The sequence below is a fragment of the Bifidobacterium apis genome, from assembly GCF_036986835.1.
GTDB lineage: Bacteria > Actinomycetota > Actinomycetes > Actinomycetales > Bifidobacteriaceae > Bombiscardovia > Bombiscardovia apis_A.
In genome coordinates this window covers 45,164-65,914 of sequence record NZ_BTXD01000002.1, presented here as the reverse complement: position 1 = coordinate 65,914, position 20,751 = coordinate 45,164, and the positions used below count along the sequence as shown (strand labels likewise).

Here is a 20,751-nt window from a genome sequence, read left to right as displayed (position 1 = left end):
GCCCTCAGGCCACGAAGGCGATGGGCGCTGCCAGCTCCTGGCCGGAGGCATCCCGGCGCATGTCCACGTCGGGCAGTTCGACCGGAGAACCGGCGGCGGTGCTGGCGTGCAGGGGCCAAGCACCTACCCGTGCCAGCAGGAGGGTGTCCTGACCCTTGAGGAAGCGTTGGGAGCGCACGCCACCCGTGCCACGGCCCTTGACCGGATACATCTCCAACGGGGTCAGCTTGCCCGACCCGTTCTCGGTGCCTGGAAGGGCCTCGGAGTCGCCGGCCACGGTCAGAACCACGGCCCCGGCCTGGGTGCTCATGCCATCCTCGCCGGTCTCCTGGTAGGTCCAGCCGATCTCCCCGGCCGGCACGACCGCGAAGGTGGCGACCTGGCAGCCCTGGGCCAGACGGATGCCAGCCATGCCTGCCGCATTGCGGCCCTGGGGTCGGACCTTGTCCCCGGTGAAGGTCAACAGGCTGGCATCCGAGGAGATGAATACCATGCGGTCCCCGTCCTGGCAGGGGGCTGCGAAGACCACTTGGTCGCTATCCTTCAGATCGATGACCGACCAGGAGTCCATGGTGGTAGGGGATTCGCGGTTCCAGCGCTTGACCGTGCCCAGCCGGGTGCCCAGGGCCAGGGGCCGGGAGTCGGCCATGTCGATGACGGTGACGGCGTGCTCGTCGGCCTGTGGCTCGGTGCTGGTGGTCCCGCCCAGGAGTTCGTCGGCCACGACGCCGCCGCTCAGGCTGGGGTTGGCGGTGGCCGGGATCAGCGGCAGGTCGGCAACAGGGGCCGTGATCAGCCGTCCAGCCGTGGTGACCAGGCCATAGGTGGCCAGGGTGGTGGTGGCGAATATGGCGAGGATCTGGTCGTCATGCCCCCGGTCCTGGTTGCGCGGCCGGGACCGCCAGGCATCCAAGGCGCCTGGGGTGCTTCGTGCCAAGAGCCCGGTGGCGCTCATCATGACCGTACAGGGTTTGTCCTCCATGTGCAGGTCGCCCCCGTCACCGCCACGGCTGGTTCCTCCGCTGGCCAGCAGTGCAGCCTGGGAGCCAGCACCGATCTTTCCGGAGGTCTGCCGAGCGGTCTGCAGATCGCCGGCTGCCGACTGCACGGGGGCAAGGTCGCCGGAAGGCTCCTGGTCCAGGATGACCGTGCGCCTGGGCGTGCCCCACTGGGCCACTGCCTGATCCATCTCCTGGATGACCACCCGGTCCAGCTCGGCCGAAGAGCCCAGAATCCGCTCCAGCTCCTCCAGCTGCTTGTTGAGGTCGTCTCGTTCGCCCTCCAGCTCGATCCGGCTCATCTTGGTCAGCCGCCGCAGACGCAGGTCAAGAATGTACTGGGCCTGGGTCTGATCCAGGTCGAAGACCGCCATCAGCCTGGTCTTGGCCGCATCCGCATCGTCCGAGCTGCGGATGACCTGGATGACCTCGTCGATGTCGACCAGGGCCAGCAGGAGCCCTTCGACCAGGTGCAGACGTTCCAGGGCCTTCTTGCGGCGGAATTCGCTGCGTCGATGGATGACCGTGCGCCGGTGCTCCACCCAGACCTCCAGCAGCTCCTTGAGCCCCATGGTTCTGGGCCGTCCGTGGACCAGGGCCACGTTGTTGATGGTGAAGGAGTCCTCCAGAGGCGTGTACTTGAAGAGCTTGCCCAGAACCTTTGCCGGGTCGAATCCCGTCTTGATCTCGATGACCAGGCGGGTCCCGTTGTGCCGGTCGGTCAGGTCGATGGCGCTGGAAATGCCCTCCAGCTTGTGGTTGCGCACCCCCTCGGAAATGCGCTCCAGAACCCGCTCGGGGCCCACCATGAAGGGCAGCTCGGTGACCACGATGGCCTTCTTGCGGGCGGTCACGTTCTCCAGGTGGGTGACGGACCTGGTCACGAAGGCCCCGCGGCCGTGCTCGTAGGCCTTGCGGATGCCGTCCCGACCCACGATGATTCCGCCGCCGGGCAGATCAGGACCGGGCACGTAGCGCATGAGTTCGTCCAGGCTTGCGTCCGGGTGGGCCATCAGATACTTGGCGGCAGCCACCACCTCGCCCAGATTGTGGGTGATCATGTTGGTGGCCATGCCCACGGCGATGCCCGAGGCCCCGTTGACCAGCAAGTTGGGGATGGCCGAGGGCAGGACCTGGGGCTCCTTGAGCTTGTTGTCGTAGTTGGGGGAGAAGTCCACCGTGTCCTGGTCGATGTCGGCGTTCATGCCCAGCGCCGCCGGGGCCAGCCTGGCCTCGGTGTAGCGGGAGGCCGCCGGTCCGTCGTCCAGGGACCCGAAGTTGCCGTGGCCGTCGACCAGGGGAAGGCGCATGGCGAAGGGCTGGGCCAGGCGGACCATGGCCTCGTAGATGGATGAGTCGCCATGGGGGTGCAGCTTGCCCATGACCTCGCCCACGGCCCTGGCCGACTTCATGTAGGGGCGGTCGGGATTGAGGTTCATCTGGCCCATCTGGTAGATGATCCGCCGCTGGACCGGTTTGAGTCCGTCGCGGGCGTCGGGCAGGGCCCTGGCGTAGATGACCGAGTAGGCGTATTCCAGGAAGGACTTGCTCATCTCCTCGTTCAGGGGGGTTTCGACGATGTGCTCCTTGACCTGCCGGGGGTCGTACCCCGCCGCCTTGCTCCTGCGATGAGTTGCCATGCTCCAGCTCCTGCTCCTTCACGTTCCGCCTTATGATAACCGGACGGCTTGCCAAAGCATTCGCGGCGGGGATGCAGTGTCGGCCTGGGGTCTGACCGTGCTTGAATGGAAGGCATGGGTCTGGATACACCTGACATGAAGGAACTGCTGGAGCCGAGTCCGCCTATCCGATACGGGGACCGGGCGGGGGGCAATTACGTTGGCGGACCCCGGCATCTGTCTGCCGTCCTGCCCGCCCTGAGCGCCTGCCTGGGAGCGCCCGTGGCCACTGATGTCCACCCGTCCGCCAAAGCCCTCCAGGAGGCCCTGGGACTGCCTGAGGCCCGGTCGGTGGTCGTCGTCCTGGTGGACGGTCTGGGATTCTGGAACCTGGTCAGCCGCCAGGGTCATGTGCCCTACCTGCGCTCGCTGCTGTCCGAACCCATCAACCAGCGTCCCCTCTACACCAGCCTGCCTTCGACGACCGTGGCTGCCATGGGGGTCTTCGGCACCGGAACCAGCCCTGGACTGACCGGCATGACCGGTTACACCCAGCTGAATCCGGACACCGGCCAGCTGGGCCAGATGATCCAGTTCAGGGGGGCCCAGGACCCGGAGCGCCTGCAGCGCCGCCCCACGGTCTTCGAGACCCTCCAGGCGCAGGGGGTCCGGGTGACCTCGTCAGGTCTGCCTCGTTTCCGCAACTCCGCCCTGACCCGTGCAGCCCTGCGCGGCGGGGACTACCTGGCCCACAACCACTCCCGTCAGCGTCTCCTGGCCGCCTGCCAGGCTGCCCGCCAGCCGGGGCTGACCTACCTCTATATCCGCGATGTGGACAAGGTGGGCCACCACAGCGGTTGGGAGGGCGAGGAGTGGGTGGCCGCCCTCGAAGCGACCGATGCCCAGCTGGCCGAGCTTCATCGCCGCCTGCCCGCCGGGACGCTGACGGTGATCGTAGCCGATCACGGCATGGTGGAGGCTGATCCGGACCAGCGCATTGACATAGCCCAGGACCCGGAGCTGAGTCAGGATGTGCGACTGGTGGGCGGCGAGCCCAGGGCGGTCATGCTCTACCTGGACCAGGGGGCGGATCCACAGGTCGTTTCTGCACGCTGGCATGATCGTCTGGGGGAGCGGGCCTGGGTGCTGACCCGGGACCAGGCCATCCAACAGGGCGTCTTCGGCCCTGTGGACCCCCGGATTCGACCCATGATCGGCGACCTTCTGATTCTGGCCGGTGACCGGGTCACCCTGGTGAATTCTGCAGGTCAGACGGATGCCGCGACCAGACTGCCTGGCGTGCATGGTTCATGGACCCGTCTGGAGACGCAGATTCCCTGCCTGATCGATCTGGTCTGACTGCCTGGGATCGACTGTCTGGGATGACGAACTCAGCTACTTGCCGAAGAGGATCTCATCCCAGCTGGGCACGGCCGACCGCCCGGAGTGTTTTTTGGCCCGCTTGCTGCGGCGACCCTCCTTTGGCTCGTCCTCCTGCTCATCCTGACTGGCATCGTCGCCTTGTCCCGGCTGTTGGCTCTGCCCATGGTTCTGTACGGGCAGGACCATGGTGGATTCATTGTCCCGGATGGGAGGATGCTCGGCCGTGTCGGGGTCCTCGTTCAGTTCTGCGCTGGGGTGGCCGGGCTCTCGCTCGGCTGTCCGCTCCTGGCCTTCCTTGGGCTTGCCATAGAGCCAGGCCGTGAGTGCCGCCTGACGCTCGCCGTCCTCCTGGCCGTCCGAATCACGGTCCTCTTCCTCGATCTGGGCAAGGGCATCTTCCTGGTTTGGAGGCCGTCTGTCGGTCTGGTCGTCGATCTCTTCGGCGGGGCCCTGGTCCCAGGCAGGCCGCTCCTGTCCATGGTCGTCTGTGGAATCGTCCAGCAGCATCCTTGCCGCCCCGTTCAGGCAGGTCACGGTGTTGTCATGCATGTTCCAGGCCCAGCGGGCGTTGAATATCCGCTTATCCAGCGTAAACACGCCGTTGATGTTCCAGGGTTCGTACCCTCGTCTGGTGGCCTGCCAGGAAACCTGTGACAGGCTGACCCCCGCACGGGCCAGCACCTTGCCGATCAGCTCCTGGTAGTTTCGCCCGCCCGACCCCTTGGGCGCCGGCATGGTCAGGAACTGCTCGATGGCGTACTTCTTCTCGGTCTCCACCGGGGCCGCGAAACGCCGTACCAGCGCTTCGTTGACAGCGTATTGCTGAGCCACCTGCTCGGGGCGGGCGCCGGCGCGCACAGCCGCCTGGATGGCAGAGACGGGCAGTGGCTTGGACTTGCCGGTCTGGGGGTCCACATCCTCTTCCTCCTTGACCTGCTTGGCCTCAAGAATGGCGCGATCAAGCGCATCGTCGACCCTTACGGCGAAGTGCCGGTGGTCACAGACGAAGACCAGATCGCCCCTGTCGTCGACATGGTCAAAGCTGGCCACCCTGGTCCCATTCTCAGACATGCACGCCCCTATCCTCTTACGGTTCCTTTACACGGCCTTAGGTATTTCCATTGTGCCCTACGGTTGGTATTTTACGTGCTTTTGAAATCGTGTATCCTATGCGCAGTACATATCGTGTGAAATGACCGGCATACGAGGTGGCTGGTCGAACAAGGAAAGGGTACACGATGGCACAGGATTACGATACCCCGCGCGACAAGGACGAGGACGAGGAATCCCTGCAGGAGCTTGGCAAAAGCGGTCAGGATGCCGGGGCTGACCTTGACGACGACGAGAACGCCATCGCCGAAGATTACGAGCTGCCTGGCGCCGACCTGAGCAATGAGGACTCTTCAGTGACTGTCATCCCCATGCAGGGCGATGAATTCATCTGCTCCAACTGCTTCCTGGTCAAGCACCGGAGCCAGCTGGCCTACACCACACCCGACGGCAAACCCGTCTGCAAGGAGTGCGCCGCCTGATGGCCTATGACGAGTCCTACAACGAGCCTGAAACGGTCGAGGTCCTGTTCAAGTCCTTGGATGGGGCCGAGGTGCCGGAATACGCCATGCCCGGCGATGCAGGGGCCGATCTGCGGGCCAGGGTGGCTGTGGATCTGGCCCCCTTCCAGCGGGCGTTGGTGCCCACGGGAGTGGCCCTGGCCCTGCCCAATGGCTACGTCGGCCTGGTTCATCCGCGCTCGGGACTGGCGGTCAAAATGGGGGTGACCGTGCTCAACGCGCCCGGGACCATTGATGCCGGGTACCGGGGTGAAATCAAGGTGCCGCTGATCAACCTGGATCCGCATGAGTCGGTCCATTTCGAGCCGGGGGAGCGCATCGCCCAGCTGGTCATCCAGCGCTACGTGCAGGCCCGCTTCGTGCCCGCCGAACGCCTGCCTGGCTCAGTGCGTTCGGATGGCGGATTCGGCTCGACCGGCCGCTGAGGCACCCTTGGACACGGGCGGCCTGAATGGGCCAGGCGCAAGTGTAGGATTGGTGCATTATATCTGGACATTGGAGGCTTGAATGGTCACTCAGGAGGGCAGCGTCTGCAGCAATGATGTCGGCGATCAGGTCCCTTCCGGCCTGTCCTCCAGAGCCTTGGGCTGCGAGGTCAGCGACGATCCGCTCAACCCCCTGATGCCTATCTGGGAGATTTGCTCCGCCCATCATCCCGGTGAGGATCTGTCCATGCTTAAGCGCGCCTATGACCGGGCCGTGGTTCAGCATGCCGACCAGAGGCGCAAGTCCGGCGAGCCCTACATCATCCATCCACTGGCTGTGGCCCAGATTCTGGCAGACCTGGGCATGGGGCCCACGGTGGTCTCGGCCGGTCTGCTGCATGACACGGTGGAGGACACCGATTACACCCTGGAGCAGTGCAGGGACGAGTTCGGCGACACGGTGGCCGGCCTGGTGGACGGGGTCACCAAAATATCCAAGATGGACTACGGCGATTCGGCCCAGGCCGAGACCATCCGCAAGATGATCGTGGCCATGAGCCGGGATGTGCGCGTCCTGGTGGTCAAGCTTGCCGACCGGGTCCACAACGCCCGCACCTGGCGCTACGTCAAGGCTTCATCGGCCCAGCGCAAGGCCCGCGAGACCCTGGACGTCTATGCGCCCCTTGCCAACCGTCTGGGCATGAACGCCATCAAGACCGAGCTGGAGGAGCTCAGCTTCAAGACCCTCTATCCCAAGATCTACAACGAGATCGTGGTCCTGGTCTCCCGCAGGGCCGGCCAGCGGGAGGTCTACCTGAAGCAGATCCTGGACGAGATCCACGAGGATCTGGACGCCCAGGGCATCAAGGCCCAGGTGACCGGGCGGCCCAAGGACTACTTCAGCATCTACCAGAAGATGATTGTGCGTGGGCACGATTTCGCCAACATCTACGACCTGGTCGGGGTGCGCATCATCGTGGACACCATCCGTGACTGCTATGCGGCCCTGGGCGCCGTCCATGCCCGCTGGAGCCCGGTGCCCGGGCGGTTCAAGGACTACATCGCCATGCCCAAGACCAACCGCTACCAGTCCCTGCACACCACGGTGGTGGGCCCGGGCGGCAAGCCGGTCGAGATTCAGATCCGCACCTGGCAGATGCACCGTCGTGCCGAATTCGGGATCGCCGCCCACTGGAAGTACAAGGAGAACGGTTCCGCCGGCCGCGAGCTCTCCCAGCCCGACAAGTCCGATGTCAAGCGTGAGCGCCAGGAGGGGGAGCTGAGCCAGGAGGACAACCTGACCTGGATCCAGCAGCTGGCCGACTGGACCAGCGAGACCCCGGACTCCAATGAGTTCCTGGGCTCCCTGAAGGACGATCTGGGTTCGGCCGAGGTCTACGTATTCACGCCCAAGGGAAAGATCATCTCCCTGCCGGCCGATTCCACGCCGGTGGACTTCGCCTATGCCGTCCACACCGAGGTGGGCCACAGAACCATGGGCGCGCGTGTCAACGGCCGCCTGGTCCCCCTGGACACCAAGCTGCGCAACGGGGACACGGTGGAGATCCTGACCAGCAAGTCGGACACCGATGGACCCTCGCGCGACTGGCTGAGCTTCGCCAAGAGCCCCCGTGCCCGCAGCAAGATCCGCCAGTGGTTCAGCAAGGAACGCCGTTCGGAGACCATCGAGGAGGGCAAGGACGAGCTGATCCGCGCCATGCGCAAACGGAACCTGCCCGTGGCCACCCTGCTGACCCCCGAAGCCATGGTGGGAGCCGCCGACGAACTCAACTATCCCAACGAGAAGGCGGTCTACGCCGCCATCGGCGACGGACAGGTCTCCACCCAGAACGTGATCTCGCGCCTGGTCCATGACGCCGGCCGGTCAGCCCTTGAGGACGAGGTTGAGCAGGAGGCCATTCCCCTGCAGCGGGTGGCCAAGTCCCGTCGGCCGGAGACCTCCCAGGGGATCTCGGTCAAGGGCGTGGACGATGTCTGGGTCAAGCTGGCCCGTTGCTGCACCCCAGTGCCGGGAGACCCCATCACCGGGTTCATCACCCGCAACCAGGGCGTTTCGGTCCACCGGTCCGACTGCCAGAATCTTCTGGAGCTGCGCAAGAAGCAGCCTGAACGGATCATCGAGGTCTCCTGGACGGGCAAACAGGGCACCTTCATGGTCCAGATCCAGGTGGAGGCCCTGGACCGGCCCCATCTGCTCTCGGACATCACCCAGGTGCTGTCCGACCACGGCGTCAACATCCTGTCGGGCAGCCAGTCCACAGGCCGGGACCGGGTGGCGGTCAGCCAGTTCGTCTTCGAGATGGGCGACCCCCAGCATCTGAACACCCTCCTGTCGGCCGTCAGGAAGATCGACGGGGTCTTCGACGCCTACCGGCTGACAGGAGCCAAGGGCTCGGCCAGTCCCCATATGCGGGCCATCTGACCTTCCCCTGGAACCACCACTATGTGTACTTTTCCTCCAGAGTGTTGCGACGGCATCCTCCCCGCTGTTCCGTCGAAGTGATCACTTGCTTTCAGCCCTGAAAATTCGCCGGGCCAAGGTCTGAGAAGACGGTCGTCAACGGTGGTTACAGAAAGACCCCCGGTGGCCAATGACCAGCCCGGGGGTCCTAGCGGGAACGGCTGCGATCAGCGCACCGCGTTCATCCACTGCTCCTTGGTGGCCTTCTCGGCCTCCAGTTCCTTCTTCTTGGCCGGATCCTGCTCGGCGGCGATACGACGATCCAGGTCCTCAAGCTGGGCGGCCAGCTGCTGCTCGAAGCTGGAGACTCGGGCATCGGCCTCGGGGTCGGACTGGTTCCAGGCCGCATCCTCCACGGCCTTGATCTGCCGGTCCACGGCATCCATCCTGCCCTCGATCCGGCGCACGTCGTCACGGGGGACGAAGCCGATGGCGTCCCATTCCTCCTGGATCCTGGCCAGTTCCTGACGGGCCTGCTTGGCGGCCTTGGTGTCCTTGACGGGCAGCAGGGCCTCGGCCTTGGCCACCAGGGCCTCCTTCTTGGTCAGGTTCTCGCGCTCGTTGACCGAGGTCTTGTCACGGTCGGCCTGACGGGCGTTGAAGAAGACATCCGCGGCCTGACGGAACCGAGCCCAGAGGGCGTCGTCATCCTGACGTCCCGCCCGTCCGGCCTGCTTCCAGCGATCCATGAGCTCGTTGAACTGGCGGGAGGTGGGTCCCCAGTCGGTGGAGTCCTTGATCTGGTCGGCCTCGGCGATGATCTCCTCCTTGATCCGCTTGGTCTCGGACCGCTGGGCGTCACGCTGCTGGGCCCACTTGCGGTGTGCCTGGTTGAAGGTGGTGCGGGCGGAGGAGAAGCGCTTCCAGAGCGCGTCCGCGTCGGCCTTGTCGATGCGGATGGTGGTCCGCTGGTGGTGCTGCCACTGCTCGAAAAGTGAACGGAACTTGTCCGAGGTGGAACGCCAGTTAGTGGAGTCGCCCAGGGAGGCGGCCAGTTCCTCGGCCTTCTCTACGATGGCGGTCCGCTCCTTGATGGCCTTGGCCATGGCGTCCTTGCGGGCCTGCGCCAGCTCAGCCTTGCGGGCCTGGCCCTGTTCGGCCAGCTGGTCCAGCTGCGTGCGCAGGGCGGCCAGGTCGCCCACGGCCTCGGGTTGGCTGGTCTCCTCCTTGAGCGAGGCTATGGACTCGTCGATCTCGTGGGCCTTGATCTTGGGGCTGCGCAGCCGGGTTGCGAAGAGGTTCAGCTTCTCCTTGAGGTCCAGGTATCGGCGGGCGTAGAGGTTCAGGGCCTCCTTGGCATCAGCGTTGGGGAACTGGCCTACCTGGCGCTCCTGGTCGCCCTCGTGGACGAAGACGTTGCCCTGCTCGTCCACCCGGCCAAAAGCTTCCGCCTTGTCGATCTCCTCCTGGCTGTAGGTGGGAGCGGCCGGAGCGGCCTTGACGTGAGGGGCCTTGTGGGCCAGAGCCGCAGGGGAGGGAACCGCCTTGGGCTTGGGCGCGGCAGGCGCTTCGGCAGTTGCAGGCTTTGGCTCAGCCGGTACCGGTGTGCTCTGTGTCTGCGCGTCCTCGGTTGAAGCGGTCTGTCCGGGGGCAGCCTGTTCCTGTCCGGCTTCGGGTGTCGTCGCAGCGGCGACCTGGCCCTCCGCGTCCGCGGTGTGTTCCTCCTGCGGTGTCGAGGTGTTCTCGGGTGTGATGGCGGTGTTGTCGGCCATGGCCAGCTCCTTAGGCTTGTGTGTTGGAGAGATCGCAAAATATGGCAATACCATTTTCCTTGACCTCCTATAGTATAGGTTCTTATGGCAAAAGGCACATCTCTATCCGGTTTCCCTGAATGGCTTCCTTCACAAAGAGTGGTGGAGCAACGCATCATTGACACGCTTCGCAAAGTCTTTGAATTGAACGGCTACATCGGCATTGAGACCAGGGCCGTGGAAGAGGGTTCCAGCCTGCTCAAGAAGGGGGAGACCAGCAAGGAGATCTACCTACTCTCCCGACTGCAGGACCTGGGGCAGGAGAAGGATGTGCCAGTCGAGCGCCGGCTGGGCCTGCATTTTGACCTGACCGTGCCGCTGAGCCGCTATGTGATGGAGCACAGCAACGACTTGACCTTCCCCTTCAAGCGCTGGCAGATTCAGAAGGTCTGGCGGGGGGAGCGCCCCCAGGAGGGTCGGTTCAGGGAGTTCGTCCAGGCCGATATTGATGTGATCGGCAACGGGGAGCTGCCCGACCACTACGAGGTCGAGGTGCCCCTGGTCATGCTGAGCGCCCTGGAGGAGCTGCGGGCCTTCGGCCTGCCCAAGCCCACCGTGCACGCCAACAACCGCAAGCTCTCCGAGGGATTCTACCGGGGTCTGGGCTTGGAGGACGTGGAGGGTGTCCTGCGCGAGATCGACAAGCTGGACAAGATCGGCCCTGATGAGGTGGCCAACCTGCTGGTCGGTGAGTGCGGCGCCAACCAGGACCAGGCCAGGGCCTGCCTGGATCTGGCCGAGCTGACCGCCGACGATGGCAAGCAGCTGCGCCAGCGGTTCGACGCCCTGGTCGACAAGGTTGGCATCGACAAGCAGTCTCCTTCCTACGCTCTGGCCATCGAGGGGCTGGAGACGCTGGCCATGATCATCGACGAGGCCGCCCGCATCCGGCCAGGCTCGGTCATCGCCGACCTGAAGATCGCCCGCGGTCTGGATTACTACACCGGCTCGGTCTACGAGACCTTCCTGGAGGGGGCGCAGTCCCTGGGCTCCATCTGCTCCGGCGGCCGCTATGACAACCTGGCCAGCCAGGGCAACCGCACCTATCCCGGTGTGGGGCTGTCCATCGGGCTTTCACGGCTGCTCTCCTACCTGCTGGCCCAGGGGGTCCAGGCCTCCCGTGTCTCCCCGGCGGCGGTCATGGTCGCTGTCTGGGACGAGGAGGATCGCACCGCCAGCAACCACATCGCCCAGGACCTTCGGGCCAGGGGGATCGCCGCCGACGTGGCTCCCACCGCAGCCAAGATCGGCAAGCAGATCCGCTATGCCGACCACCTGGGGATCCCCTACGTCTGGTTCCCGGCCAAGGAGGGCCAGCAGGAGGGCGACCAGGTCAAGAACATCATTACCGGCGAGCAGATTCCGGCTGATCTGGTGTCGTGGACGCCGGATAGCCTGTATGCCCGGCAGAGTGTGGAATACCAGGCCTGACGCAGGGGCAGGCCGAGCATTATGGAGGTACAGGAAAGCATGGGCCAGTCGGCTTACAGAACGAGCTACGCCACGGATGTCACGCAGGATATGGTCGGTCGCCAGGTGACGGTGGCCGGATGGGTGGATCGCCGCCGGGATCACGGAGGCGTGGCCTTCATCGATCTGCGTGACCGCTCCGGTCTGGTCCAGATCGTCATCTACGATGAGGAAGAGGCCCGGCCCCTGCGCAGTGAGTACGTGATCCAGGTCACCGGCAAGGTTCGCGAACGCCCCGAGGGCAATGACAACGAGCACCTGTCCACCGGGCACATCGAGATCGTGGCCGACAAGATCGAGGTTCTGGCCAAGTCGGCCGCCCTGCCCTTCCAGGTGTCCACTGCCCTGGAGAACGAGGCCGAGAACAAGCTGCCAGGCGAGGATGTGCGGCTGCGCTATCGTTATCTGGACCTGCGTCGCCCCTCCATGCAGCACAACATCCGCCTGAGGGCCGCCATGAACAGGGCCGCCCGTGCCGCCCTGGACAAGATGGACTTCTGCGAGATCGAGACGCCGACCCTGATCAAGTCCACCCCCGAGGGCGCCCGCGACTTCCTGGTGCCTGCCCGCCTGGTGCCCGGATCCTGGTACGCCCTGCCGCAGTCCCCCCAGCTGCTCAAGCAGCTGCTGATGGTGGGCGGCTTCGAGCGTTACTACCAGATCGCCCGCTGCTACCGCGACGAGGACTTCCGTGCCGACAGGCAGCCCGAGTTCACCCAGCTGGACATCGAGATGAGCTTCGCCTCCCAGGAGGACGTCATGGCCATGGCCGAGCAGGTCATCGCCGAGGTCTGGAAGGCTGCGGGATTCGAGGTCACCCTGCCCATCCCCAGGATCAGCTGGCAGGAGGCCATGGACAAGTACGGCTCCGACAAGCCCGACCTGCGCTTCGGCAACCCCATCGTCGAGCTGACCGACTACTTTAAGGACACCCCCTTCCGGGTCTTCCAGGCCCCCTACGTGGGTGCCGTGGTCTACCAGGGCGCGGCCAACCTGCCCCGCCGGCAGTTCGATGCCTGGCAGGAGTGGGCCCGCCAGCGGGGTGCCAAGGGTCTGGCTTACGTCCAGTTCACCGGCGACGGCACCCTCAAGGGACCCGTGGCCAAGAACCTGTCCGATGCCGAACGCCAGGGCCTCAAGGAGGCTGTGGGCGCCTCGGATGGGGATGCCGTCTTCTTCGCAGCCGGACCCCGCGAGGCCTCGCAGACCCTGCTGGGTGCGGCCCGTGTGGAGATCGCCCGCCGCCAGGGGCTGCTCAAGCCCGACGAATTCGCCCTGACCTGGGTGGTGGACTTCCCGCTCTTCAAGCCCACCGACGACCCGGACGACGACGATGTGGCCGTGGGCCATTCCAAGTGGACCTCCATGCACCACCCCTTCACCATGCCCTCGGCCGACTGGATCGACCGCTTCGACAAGGATCCCGAGCACGCCATGAGCGACTCCTACGACATCGTCTGCAACGGCGAGGAGATGGGCGGCGGCTCGGTGCGAATCCACCGTGACGACATCCAGGACAGGATCTTCAAGGTGCTGGGCATCGGCCCCGAGGAGGCCCAGGAGAAGTTCGGCTTCCTGCTGGATGCCTTCAAGTACGGCGCTCCGCCCCACGCGGGCATCGCCTTCGGCTGGGACAGGACCGCACAGATCCTGACGGGGGCCGATTCCATCCGAGATGTCATCGCCTTCCCCAAGTCCGGCGGCGGCCAGGATCCCATGACCGGTGCTCCTGCTCCCATCTCCGACCAGCAACGCGCCGAGACCGGCGTGGACTGGGAGCCGGATCAGGAGGATGCCGACTGAGCGCATTCCGTCACTGATCGGCGAGAGACTACAAGGGCTGGAATCCTGCGGGGTTCCGGCCCTGATTGTTTAGGACCGTTTGTGCGTTTGGCCAGGCTCGGATTTCCAGGAGAACCGTTTCTATGGCCGTTCCGCAACAAAGGATGAGTAAACTGCCCAATATGAGCGAAACAACCAAGCATCCGTCGGAGCGGATCCTGCCGGAGAAACCGGCCTCGGATCGCCCCGTCAAGGACAAGTCCGGGCCGCTGGTCGAGCTGGCCCACGTCGAGAAGCATTTTGGCAGCCTGCACGTCCTCAAGGACATCAACCTGCAGGTCGACACCGGTGAGGTGCTGGTGGTGGTCGGACCCTCAGGCTCGGGCAAGTCCACCATGTGCCGGACCATCAATCGTCTGGAGTCCATCGACTCGGGTGTCATCAGGATCGAGGGGGAGCCCCTGCCCCAGGAGGGACGTGACCTGGCCCGGCTCAGGGCCGAGGTGGGCATGGTCTTCCAGTCCTTCAACCTGTTCGCCAACAAGACCATCCTGGAGAACATGACCCTGGCGCCCATCAAGGTGCGCCACATGCCCAAGAAGGATGCCGAGGACCTGGCCATGGACCTCCTGGCCCGGGTGGGCGTGGAATCCCAGGCCTCCAAGATGCCCTCCCAGCTCTCAGGCGGCCAGCAGCAGCGTGTGGCCATCGCCCGCGCCCTGGCCATGCAGCCCAAGGTCATGCTCTTCGACGAGCCCACTTCGGCGCTGGACCCCGAGATGGTCAACGAGGTGCTGGACGTCATGATCCAGCTGGCCCAGGAGGGCATGACCATGATCTGCGTGACCCACGAGATGGGCTTTGCCCGTCAGGCCGCCGACCATATCGTCTTCATGGCCGATGGGCGCATCCTGGAGAAGGACGACCCCGACGACTTCTTCGACCATCCCCAGACCCAGCGGGCCGCCGACTTCCTGTCCAAGATTCTGACCCACTGAAGCAGGAGGGAAGCATATCCGCATGAATGCAAGCATGCATGGCATGGGCCGGCCGCTGAAACGGCTGGTCAGGAATCTGACTGCAATCCTGTGTGCCCTGGGTTGCCTGGTCTCCCTGGCGGCCTGCGGTTCCGACAAGGAGGCAGGCAAGATCCGCGTGGGCATCAAGTTCGACCAGCCCGGCCTGGGCTTCAAAAAGGCCGGGACCTATGTGGGCTTCGACGTGGACGTGGCCACATACATCGCCGGCAAGCTGGGCTACAGCGCCGACGACATCGTCTGGAAGGAGGCCCCCTCCAAACAGCGTGAGGCCATGCTCCAGAACGGCGACGTGGACATGATCCTGGCCTCATACTCAATAACTGACGAGCGCAAGCGGGCAGTCTCCTTCGCCGGACCCTACATCGTGGCCGGCCAGGACCTGCTGGTGCGCAAGGAGGACCAGCATATCCGCGGCCCCGAGGACCTCAACGGCAAGCGGCTGTGCTCGGTGACCGGATCCACCTCGGCCGTCACCGTCAAGAAACGGTTCGCCAAGGAGGTCCAGCTGATGGAGCAGCCGGGCTATGCCGAATGCGCCACCGCCCTCTTCTCCGGCATCGTCGATGCAGTCACCACCGACGACATCATCCTGGCGGGGCTGGCCTCCGCCTCCCGTGGAAGGCTGCGGCTGGTGGGCAAGCCCTTCACCCAGGAGTATTACGGCGTGGGCATCAAGAAGGGCAATACCGAGCTGGCCCACAAGATCAACGCGGCCCTGGCCGACATGGAAGCCAACGGCTCCTGGCAGCGGGCGTTGGAGAACAACACCCGGGGCACCCACTACAAACCCGACCCGCGCTACAACCCGCCCAAGCCCAAGGAAGGGGAGTGAGATGTCAACCATCATCGAACTGTTTTCCGACTACGACATCCCGGCGGCCTTCTGGGTCAATATCCAGCTGACACTCTGGTCGGCCCTCTTCTCGCTGATCCTGGGCATCATCCTGGTGATCATGCGCATCTCGCCCATCTCCTCCCTGCGGGCCGTCGGCCGGGGGTATGTGGAGTTCTTCCAGAACATGCCTTTGACCATCATCATGGTCTTCATGGTCCTGGGGGCCTTCGCCCAGCTCAAGATCAGCTTCTCGCCGGAATTCTCCGTCAACTTCTTCTGGCTGGCGGTGACGGGCCTGTCCCTGTATACGGCGGCCTTCGTCTGCGAGTCCCTGCGCTCGGGCATCAACACGGTGCCTCTGGGCCAGGCCGAGGCGGCCCGTGCCCTGGGGTTGAGCTTCTTCCAGTCGGCCTCGCAGATCATTCTGCCCCAGGCCTTCCGCGGTTCGGTGGCGCCCCTGGGCAACACCTTCATCGCCCTGTTGAAGAACTCAACCGTTGCCGCAGCGGCCTCCGTGGCCTCCGAGAGCTCCTCCCTGATGAGTGAGATGATCGAGTTCCACGCCAACGCCATCGTGGCCATCTTCCTGATTTTCGCCTTGGGATACGTGATTCTGGTTCTGCCCATCGGGGCTTTGACCACGTACCTGTCCAACAAGCTGGCAGTGAGGAGGTGAGCGGCCATGGCACAGGACAATGAGAGCTCGCTGCTCTTCGATCAGCCCGGTCCCAAGGGCCGGCGCACCATACGAATCGCCAACTGGATAGCCGCCATCATCTTCGCCGTAGTGGTCATCCTGGTGCTGATGCGGCTGCACAACCCCCCGGACGGGGAGAACCAGCTGAGCTGGGAGCTCTGGCGCCCGGCCCTGGACTATGAAGCCTGGTCGGACTTCTACCTGCCCGGGCTCTGGCTGACCATCAAGGCCTCGGTTGTTGCAGTGATTGGTTCGGTCGTCTTCGGGTTCATCTTCGGCATCGGCCGTCTGTTGCCCAACGGACTGGTAAGGGCGGTCTCAGGCATCATAGTGGAGTTCTGCCGGGCCGTTCCGGTGTTGATGATGATGATCTTCTTCTGGCGCTGGTTCGCCTTTGCCGGAGTCAGCCAGGCCTCCTACTGGGCAGTCGTGCTGGGGCTGATCCTCTACAACGGCTCCGTGGTGGCCGAGCTGATCCGTTCGGGCGTGGGCAACCTGCCCAACGGTCAGCGCGAGGCCTCCCTGGCCCTGGGGCTGACCAGGACCCAGTCGCTGATGCAGATCGAGGTTCCGCAGGCCGTCTACGCCATGCTGCCGGCGGCCGTGACCCAGCTGGTCGTGGTCCTCAAGGATACGGCTCTGGGTTCCATCATCATGTATACGGATCTGCTGCAGGAATCCCGTCGTCTGGGTTCCATGTACTTCAACATCCTGCAGACCCTGGTGGTGGCCTCGGTGGTCTACTTCTTCGTCTGCTTCCTGCTCTCCCACTTCGCCCGCTGGCTGCCCAAGAAGATGCAGGAGCGCACCGCCGCCCCCGCCGACTTCGTGGAGCCGGCCGCGCCCGTGGCCATCATGGATCCCTCCAATGTCAACCAGATAGCCGTGGCCAAGGAGGTGGACGAGGACCGGTACGGCGGCGCGCCGTTGCAGTACCACGCCCATCACCGTGGATCCAACGCCTCCATCCAACACTGGAGGAAGACCCGTTACATCCAGGGCTATGACCGGACCCAGCCCGACACGCTGGTCGATCCGCACAAGGCGAGCCTGGAGATTCCGGACTTCCTCAAGCCCGGCCGTGGCAGCCGCTCCGCCGGCGATCAGAAGGCCGAGGGAAAGACCAGGAAGGATAAGAAAGACGGCAGCGGCAAAGACGGCAAGAACAGGAGCTGACAAAGATCACCCGGTTGCTTTGTTGCCTGGTCGCTTGCCCGTTTTATGGACTTAGGCGTCAGGTGACGAAGCCAGCCTCCGGCCGGACTTGTGTGCCTGGCCGGATAGACTGGTGGACATGGTCCAAGAACATGCTGATTCCTCAACCGCCTCAACCGACCGGCCCGTCTCCCTGGGCGACCTGGTCCCCGAGGCGGGAGGCCCCCGCAACCTGACCGAGGATCAGATCTACGACCGCTTCTTCTCCTGGGTGGCTTCCCGGGGCATCACCCCCTGGCCGCACCAGGAGGAGGCTGTCCTCTCCCTGGTTTCTGGCGACCATGTGATCCTGTCGACCCCGACCGGTTCGGGCAAGTCCATGGTGGCCCTGGCCATGCATTTCATCGCCCTGTGCACCGGACGGCGCTCCTACTACACAGCCCCGATCAAGGCCCTGGTCTCCGAGAAGTTCTTCGGCCTGGTCTCGGTTCTGGGCCGCGACCGTGTTGGCATGATTACCGGCGACACCCACATCAACACGGATGCCCCGGTCATCTGCTGCACGGCCGAGATCCTGGCCAACCAGGCCTTGAGGGAGGGCAGGAATGCCGATATCGGCTGCGTGGCCATGGATGAGTTCCACTATTACGGGGATCCGGATCGCGGCTGGGCCTGGCAGGTGCCTCTGCTGACCCTGCCCGATGTGCAGTTCCTGCTCATGTCTGCCACCCTGGGCGACGTGGATCAGATCGCCGTGGACCTGGAGCGCAAAACCGGGGTGGGTGTGGACATCGTCGCCGATGCCCCACGACCGGTCCCACTGGATTACCGTTATGTGGACACCCCCTTGCCCAACACTGTGGAGTCCTTGCTGGCCGATGGTGATTCGCCGGTCTACATTGTTCACTTCTCCCAGGATGCCGCCCTGGAGACGGCCCAGGCCCTGTCCAGTACTGGGGTCTCCGACCGGGGCCAGCGGGACCGGATCAAGGAGGCCATGGCCGGCACCCGCTTCACCACGGCCTTCGGCAGGATTCTGCAGCGGTTGCTGCGCACCGGGGTCGGGGTCCACCATGCGGGCATGCTGCCCAGGTACCGGCGTCTGGTGGAGCAGCTGGCCCAGGATGGTCTTCTGCCGGTCATCTGTGGCACGGACACCCTGGGGGTCGGCATCAATGTGCCCATCCACACGGTCCTACTGACCGGGCTGACCAAGTTCGACGGCTACAGGATGCGCCGCCTGCGGGCCCGGGAATTCCACCAGATCGCAGGCAGGGCCGGGCGCATGGGCTTCGATACCAGCGGGCTGGTCGTGGCCGAGGCCCCCGAATACGAGATAGAGAACGCCAGGGCCGTGGCCAAGGCCGGCAACGACCCCAAGAAGCTCAAGCGAATCAAACGCAAGAAGCCCCAGGAGGGGTTCGTCACCTGGGGCAAGGAAACCTTCGACAAACTGATCGAGGCCCGTCCCGAGACCCTGACGCCGCACCTGAAGATCTCCCACGCCATGGTGCTCAACGAGGTCGACCAGGGCGGGGATGCCAGGAGACGGGTCGAGGACCTGATCGAGGACTCCCGTCAGACACCGCAGCAGAAGGAGCATCTGCAGGACCGGGCCGACGAGATCTTCCAGACCCTGACCGACACCGGGGTCATCGAGACCGAACGGAACCCCGACGGCGGCCTGGACTACTTCACGACCGTGGACCTGCCCGAGGATTTCGCCCTGGACCAGCCCCTCTCGCCCTTCCTGCTGGCCGCCCTGGAGCTGCTGGATCCCGAGGACCCCGACTACGACATGAATCTGCTCTCCATGGTCGAGGCCACCCTGGAGGATCCCCGGCAGATTCTCAAGGCCCAGCAGCGGCAGGCCCGTGACGCGGCCATCCAGCAGATGAAGGAGGATGGCCTGGAGTACGAGGAACGGATGGAGCGTCTGCAGGAGGTGACCTGGCCCAAGCCCCTGGAGGAGCTGCTGGGGGAGGCCTTCGACCGCTACCGTCGGGATGTTCCCTGGGCCAACGACTATGAGATCCACCCCAAGTCCGTTCTGCGGGACATGATCGAGACGGCCTCGGACTTCAACGGCTACATCGCCCGCTACGGAATATCCCGGTCGGAGGGGACCCTGCTGCGCTATCTGTCCGATGCCTATCGGGCGCTCAGCAGGACGGTCCCCGAAGAGTTCATGGATGAGCGACTGGAGGACATCCTGGCCTGGCTGGGACTGATTGTGCGCTCGGTGGACTCCAGCCTGGTGGATGAGTGGGAGGCCGCGGGCAGGGCTGAAAATGGCGAAGTCGCAAGCGGCCTGGATGCCGCTCCGCCCAAGGTGGAGAACCAGGTGGTGGCGGACCGGCGTGGGTTGACCCTGCTGGTGCGCAACGCCATGTTCCAGCGGGTGGAGCTGGTTGCCGCCGACCGGCCGGAGGTCCTGGCCGACCTGGATGCGGACTGGGGCTACGGCCTGCGGGCCTGGAGCGACGCACTGGACGACCTTTACGAGGACCATGAGCAGATTCTGACCGATGCCCAGGCCAGGTCCTCGGACTTCTTCAGCATGGATGACCGTGACGAACGTCAGGGGCACACCTGGCGGGTCCAACAGATCTTCGACGACGTCGAGGGGGAGCGCGACTGGGGCATCGCCGGTATCGTGGACCTGGATGCCACCCAGGAGAGCGGCCAGGTGGTCTTCAAGGAGTACCGGGTGGGTCCCATCGAGGAACTGATGGACCTCTAGCCCCGAGGCGTTACAGGACCTTGGAGAGGAAGGACTGCAGACGAGGGCTCTGCGGGTGGCCGAAGATCTGCTCGGGCGTGCCCTCCTCCTCGATGATCCCGGCATCGGTGAAGATCACCCTGGAGGAGACCTCCCGGGCGAAGGCCATCTCGTGGGTGACCAGAATCATGGTCATGCCGCCCTCTGCCAGGGAGCGGATGACTTCAAGCACGTCGCCCACCATCTCCGGATCCAGGGCCGAGGTGGCCTCGTCGAAGAGCATGATGTCCGGGTGCATGGCCAGTGCGCGGGCGATGGCCACACGCTGCTGCTGCCCGCCTGACAGGTCCGTGGGCCGTGCGTCAGCCTTCTCCTGAAGCCCTACGGTCTCCAGCAGGTCCAGGGCCTGTTGCCGTGCATCCTCCTTGGGTGTCTTGTGCAACATGTGGGGGGCCAGCATGATGTTGTCGGCCACGCTCATGTTGGGGAAGAGGTTGAAGTGCTGGAAGACCATGCCCACGTGCTCGCGGAGCTTGTCGATGTTGGTCTTTGGGTCGGAGATGTCGATCCCGTAGACGCTGATGGTGCCCGAGGTCGGCATCTCCAGGGCGTTGATGCAGCGCAGCAGGGTGGACTTGCCCGCGCCGGAGGGGCCGATGATGGAGATGACCTCGCCCGGCTTGACCTCCATGTCGATCCCCTTGAGGACCTCGGTGTCGCCGTAGCGCTTGTGAAGGTCGCGGATGGATACGGCCATCTGGGACTCTCCCTGGTTGCGGCGACTTTGGTTCTGGCGGATGCGACGGGTCAGTCGTCCGGTG

At 64.7% G+C, this 20,751-nt stretch carries 15 protein-coding genes; 11 read left to right on the top strand and 4 right to left on the bottom strand.

The features are described 5' to 3' along the window. Window positions 1-4: 4 nt before the first annotated feature. A complete protein-coding gene (locus AACP62_RS04225; RefSeq protein WP_339346622.1) occupies window positions 5-2,638 on the bottom strand; it encodes a DNA gyrase/topoisomerase IV subunit A in 2,634 nt (877 codons plus the stop codon). A gap of 114 nt (window positions 2,639-2,752) precedes the next feature. Here AACP62_RS04225 and AACP62_RS04220 point away from each other — a divergent pair, with 114 nt between their 5' ends. After that, window positions 2,753-3,976 carry an alkaline phosphatase family protein gene (locus AACP62_RS04220; RefSeq protein WP_339346621.1) on the top strand — a complete coding sequence of 408 codons (1,224 nt, stop codon included), beginning with the start codon at window positions 2,753-2,755 and terminating at the stop codon, window positions 3,974-3,976. A 36-nt stretch (window positions 3,977-4,012) separates the two neighbouring features. Here AACP62_RS04220 and sepH read toward each other — a convergent pair whose 3' ends face one another. After that, complete coding sequence (gene sepH, locus AACP62_RS04215; protein WP_339346620.1) at window positions 4,013-5,071, bottom strand: septation protein SepH; 1,059 nt, start codon at window positions 5,069-5,071, stop codon at window positions 4,013-4,015. A 167-nt stretch (window positions 5,072-5,238) separates the two neighbouring features. Here sepH and AACP62_RS04210 point away from each other — a divergent pair, with 167 nt between their 5' ends. The 3 genes from AACP62_RS04210 (at window position 5,239) to AACP62_RS04200 (ending at window position 8,439) form a co-directional block, all read left to right on the top strand. Continuing rightward, window positions 5,239-5,532: a DUF4193 domain-containing protein gene (locus AACP62_RS04210; protein WP_024627827.1), complete on the top strand. Its 294-nt coding sequence runs from the start codon at window positions 5,239-5,241 to the stop codon at window positions 5,530-5,532. Then, window positions 5,532-5,996 carry a dUTP diphosphatase gene (dut, locus tag AACP62_RS04205; protein ID WP_045935267.1) on the top strand — a complete coding sequence of 155 codons (465 nt, stop codon included), beginning with the start codon at window positions 5,532-5,534 and terminating at the stop codon, window positions 5,994-5,996. The genes AACP62_RS04210 and dut overlap by 1 nt, the downstream gene beginning before the upstream one ends. Window positions 5,997-6,078: 82 nt before the next feature. Continuing rightward, a complete protein-coding gene (locus tag AACP62_RS04200; RefSeq protein WP_339346617.1) occupies window positions 6,079-8,439 on the top strand; it encodes a RelA/SpoT family protein in 2,361 nt (786 codons plus the stop codon). Window positions 8,440-8,645: 206 nt separating this feature from the next. Here the strand turns inward: AACP62_RS04200 and AACP62_RS04195 are convergent, their stop codons facing one another. After that, window positions 8,646-10,190 carry a DUF349 domain-containing protein gene (locus tag AACP62_RS04195; RefSeq protein ID WP_339346615.1) on the bottom strand — a complete coding sequence of 515 codons (1,545 nt, stop codon included), beginning with the start codon at window positions 10,188-10,190 and terminating at the stop codon, window positions 8,646-8,648. A gap of 84 nt (window positions 10,191-10,274) precedes the next feature. Between AACP62_RS04195 and hisS the strand changes: the two genes are divergently transcribed. From hisS to AACP62_RS04160, 7 genes are all read left to right on the top strand, one after another. Beyond that, window positions 10,275-11,660 (top strand): histidine--tRNA ligase, encoded by a 1,386-nt coding sequence (gene hisS, locus AACP62_RS04190; RefSeq protein WP_339346613.1) that lies wholly within the window; start codon window positions 10,275-10,277, stop codon window positions 11,658-11,660. A gap of 39 nt (window positions 11,661-11,699) precedes the next feature. Continuing rightward, window positions 11,700-13,502: an aspartate--tRNA ligase gene (gene aspS / locus AACP62_RS04185; RefSeq protein ID WP_045935270.1), complete on the top strand. Its 1,803-nt coding sequence runs from the start codon at window positions 11,700-11,702 to the stop codon at window positions 13,500-13,502. A 161-nt stretch (window positions 13,503-13,663) separates the two neighbouring features. Continuing rightward, window positions 13,664-14,479, top strand: coding sequence for an amino acid ABC transporter ATP-binding protein (locus AACP62_RS04180; RefSeq protein ID WP_269420626.1), 816 nt, complete (start codon window positions 13,664-13,666; stop codon window positions 14,477-14,479). A gap of 43 nt (window positions 14,480-14,522) precedes the next feature. After that, entirely contained in the window at window positions 14,523-15,353 is an 831-nt protein-coding gene (locus tag AACP62_RS04175; RefSeq protein WP_339347280.1) for a glutamate ABC transporter substrate-binding protein, read from the top strand. A 1-nt stretch (window position 15,354) separates the two neighbouring features. Next, on the top strand, window positions 15,355-16,032 hold the full coding sequence (locus tag AACP62_RS04170; RefSeq protein WP_024627819.1) for an amino acid ABC transporter permease: 678 nt from the start codon (window positions 15,355-15,357) through the stop codon (window positions 16,030-16,032). Window positions 16,033-16,038: 6 nt separating this feature from the next. Further along, window positions 16,039-17,229 (top strand): amino acid ABC transporter permease, encoded by a 1,191-nt coding sequence (locus AACP62_RS04165; protein WP_339346609.1) that lies wholly within the window; start codon window positions 16,039-16,041, stop codon window positions 17,227-17,229. Window positions 17,230-17,347: 118 nt separating this feature from the next. Beyond that, on the top strand, window positions 17,348-19,951 hold the full coding sequence (locus AACP62_RS04160) for a DEAD/DEAH box helicase (protein ID WP_339346607.1): 2,604 nt from the start codon (window positions 17,348-17,350) through the stop codon (window positions 19,949-19,951). A gap of 10 nt (window positions 19,952-19,961) precedes the next feature. On the opposite strand, the gene AACP62_RS04155 is transcribed toward AACP62_RS04160, so the two are convergent. Then, window positions 19,962-20,687, bottom strand: a complete 726-nt coding sequence (locus AACP62_RS04155; RefSeq protein WP_045936082.1) for an amino acid ABC transporter ATP-binding protein — start codon at window positions 20,685-20,687, stop codon at window positions 19,962-19,964. Window positions 20,688-20,751: the final 64 nt, after the last annotated feature.

Bases quoted from the DNA above. Each gene is read 5' to 3' on its own strand.
- dut (WP_045935267.1), top strand. From the start codon at position 5,532: ATGGCCTATGACGAGTCCTACAACGAGCCTGAAACGGTCGAGGTCCTG.
- hisS (WP_339346613.1), top strand. From the start codon at position 10,275: ATGGCAAAAGGCACATCTCTATCCGGTTTCCCTGAATGGCTTCCTTCA.
- AACP62_RS04155 (WP_045936082.1), bottom strand. From the start codon at position 20,687: ATGGCCGTATCCATCCGCGACCTTCACAAGCGCTACGGCGACACCGAG.
- AACP62_RS04165 (WP_339346609.1), top strand. From the start codon at position 16,039: ATGGCACAGGACAATGAGAGCTCGCTGCTCTTCGATCAGCCCGGTCCC.
- AACP62_RS04225 (WP_339346622.1), bottom strand. From the start codon at position 2,638: ATGGCAACTCATCGCAGGAGCAAGGCGGCGGGGTACGACCCCCGGCAG.
- AACP62_RS04170 (WP_024627819.1), top strand. From the start codon at position 15,355: ATGTCAACCATCATCGAACTGTTTTCCGACTACGACATCCCGGCGGCC.
- AACP62_RS04175 (WP_339347280.1), top strand. From the start codon at position 14,523: ATGGGCCGGCCGCTGAAACGGCTGGTCAGGAATCTGACTGCAATCCTG.
- sepH (WP_339346620.1), bottom strand. From the start codon at position 5,071: ATGTCTGAGAATGGGACCAGGGTGGCCAGCTTTGACCATGTCGACGAC.
- AACP62_RS04195 (WP_339346615.1), bottom strand. From the start codon at position 10,190: ATGGCCGACAACACCGCCATCACACCCGAGAACACCTCGACACCGCAG.
- AACP62_RS04210 (WP_024627827.1), top strand. From the start codon at position 5,239: ATGGCACAGGATTACGATACCCCGCGCGACAAGGACGAGGACGAGGAA.
- AACP62_RS04180 (WP_269420626.1), top strand. From the start codon at position 13,664: ATGAGCGAAACAACCAAGCATCCGTCGGAGCGGATCCTGCCGGAGAAA.
- AACP62_RS04220 (WP_339346621.1), top strand. From the start codon at position 2,753: ATGGGTCTGGATACACCTGACATGAAGGAACTGCTGGAGCCGAGTCCG.
- AACP62_RS04200 (WP_339346617.1), top strand. From the start codon at position 6,079: ATGGTCACTCAGGAGGGCAGCGTCTGCAGCAATGATGTCGGCGATCAG.
- aspS (WP_045935270.1), top strand. From the start codon at position 11,700: ATGGGCCAGTCGGCTTACAGAACGAGCTACGCCACGGATGTCACGCAG.
- AACP62_RS04160 (WP_339346607.1), top strand. From the start codon at position 17,348: ATGGTCCAAGAACATGCTGATTCCTCAACCGCCTCAACCGACCGGCCC.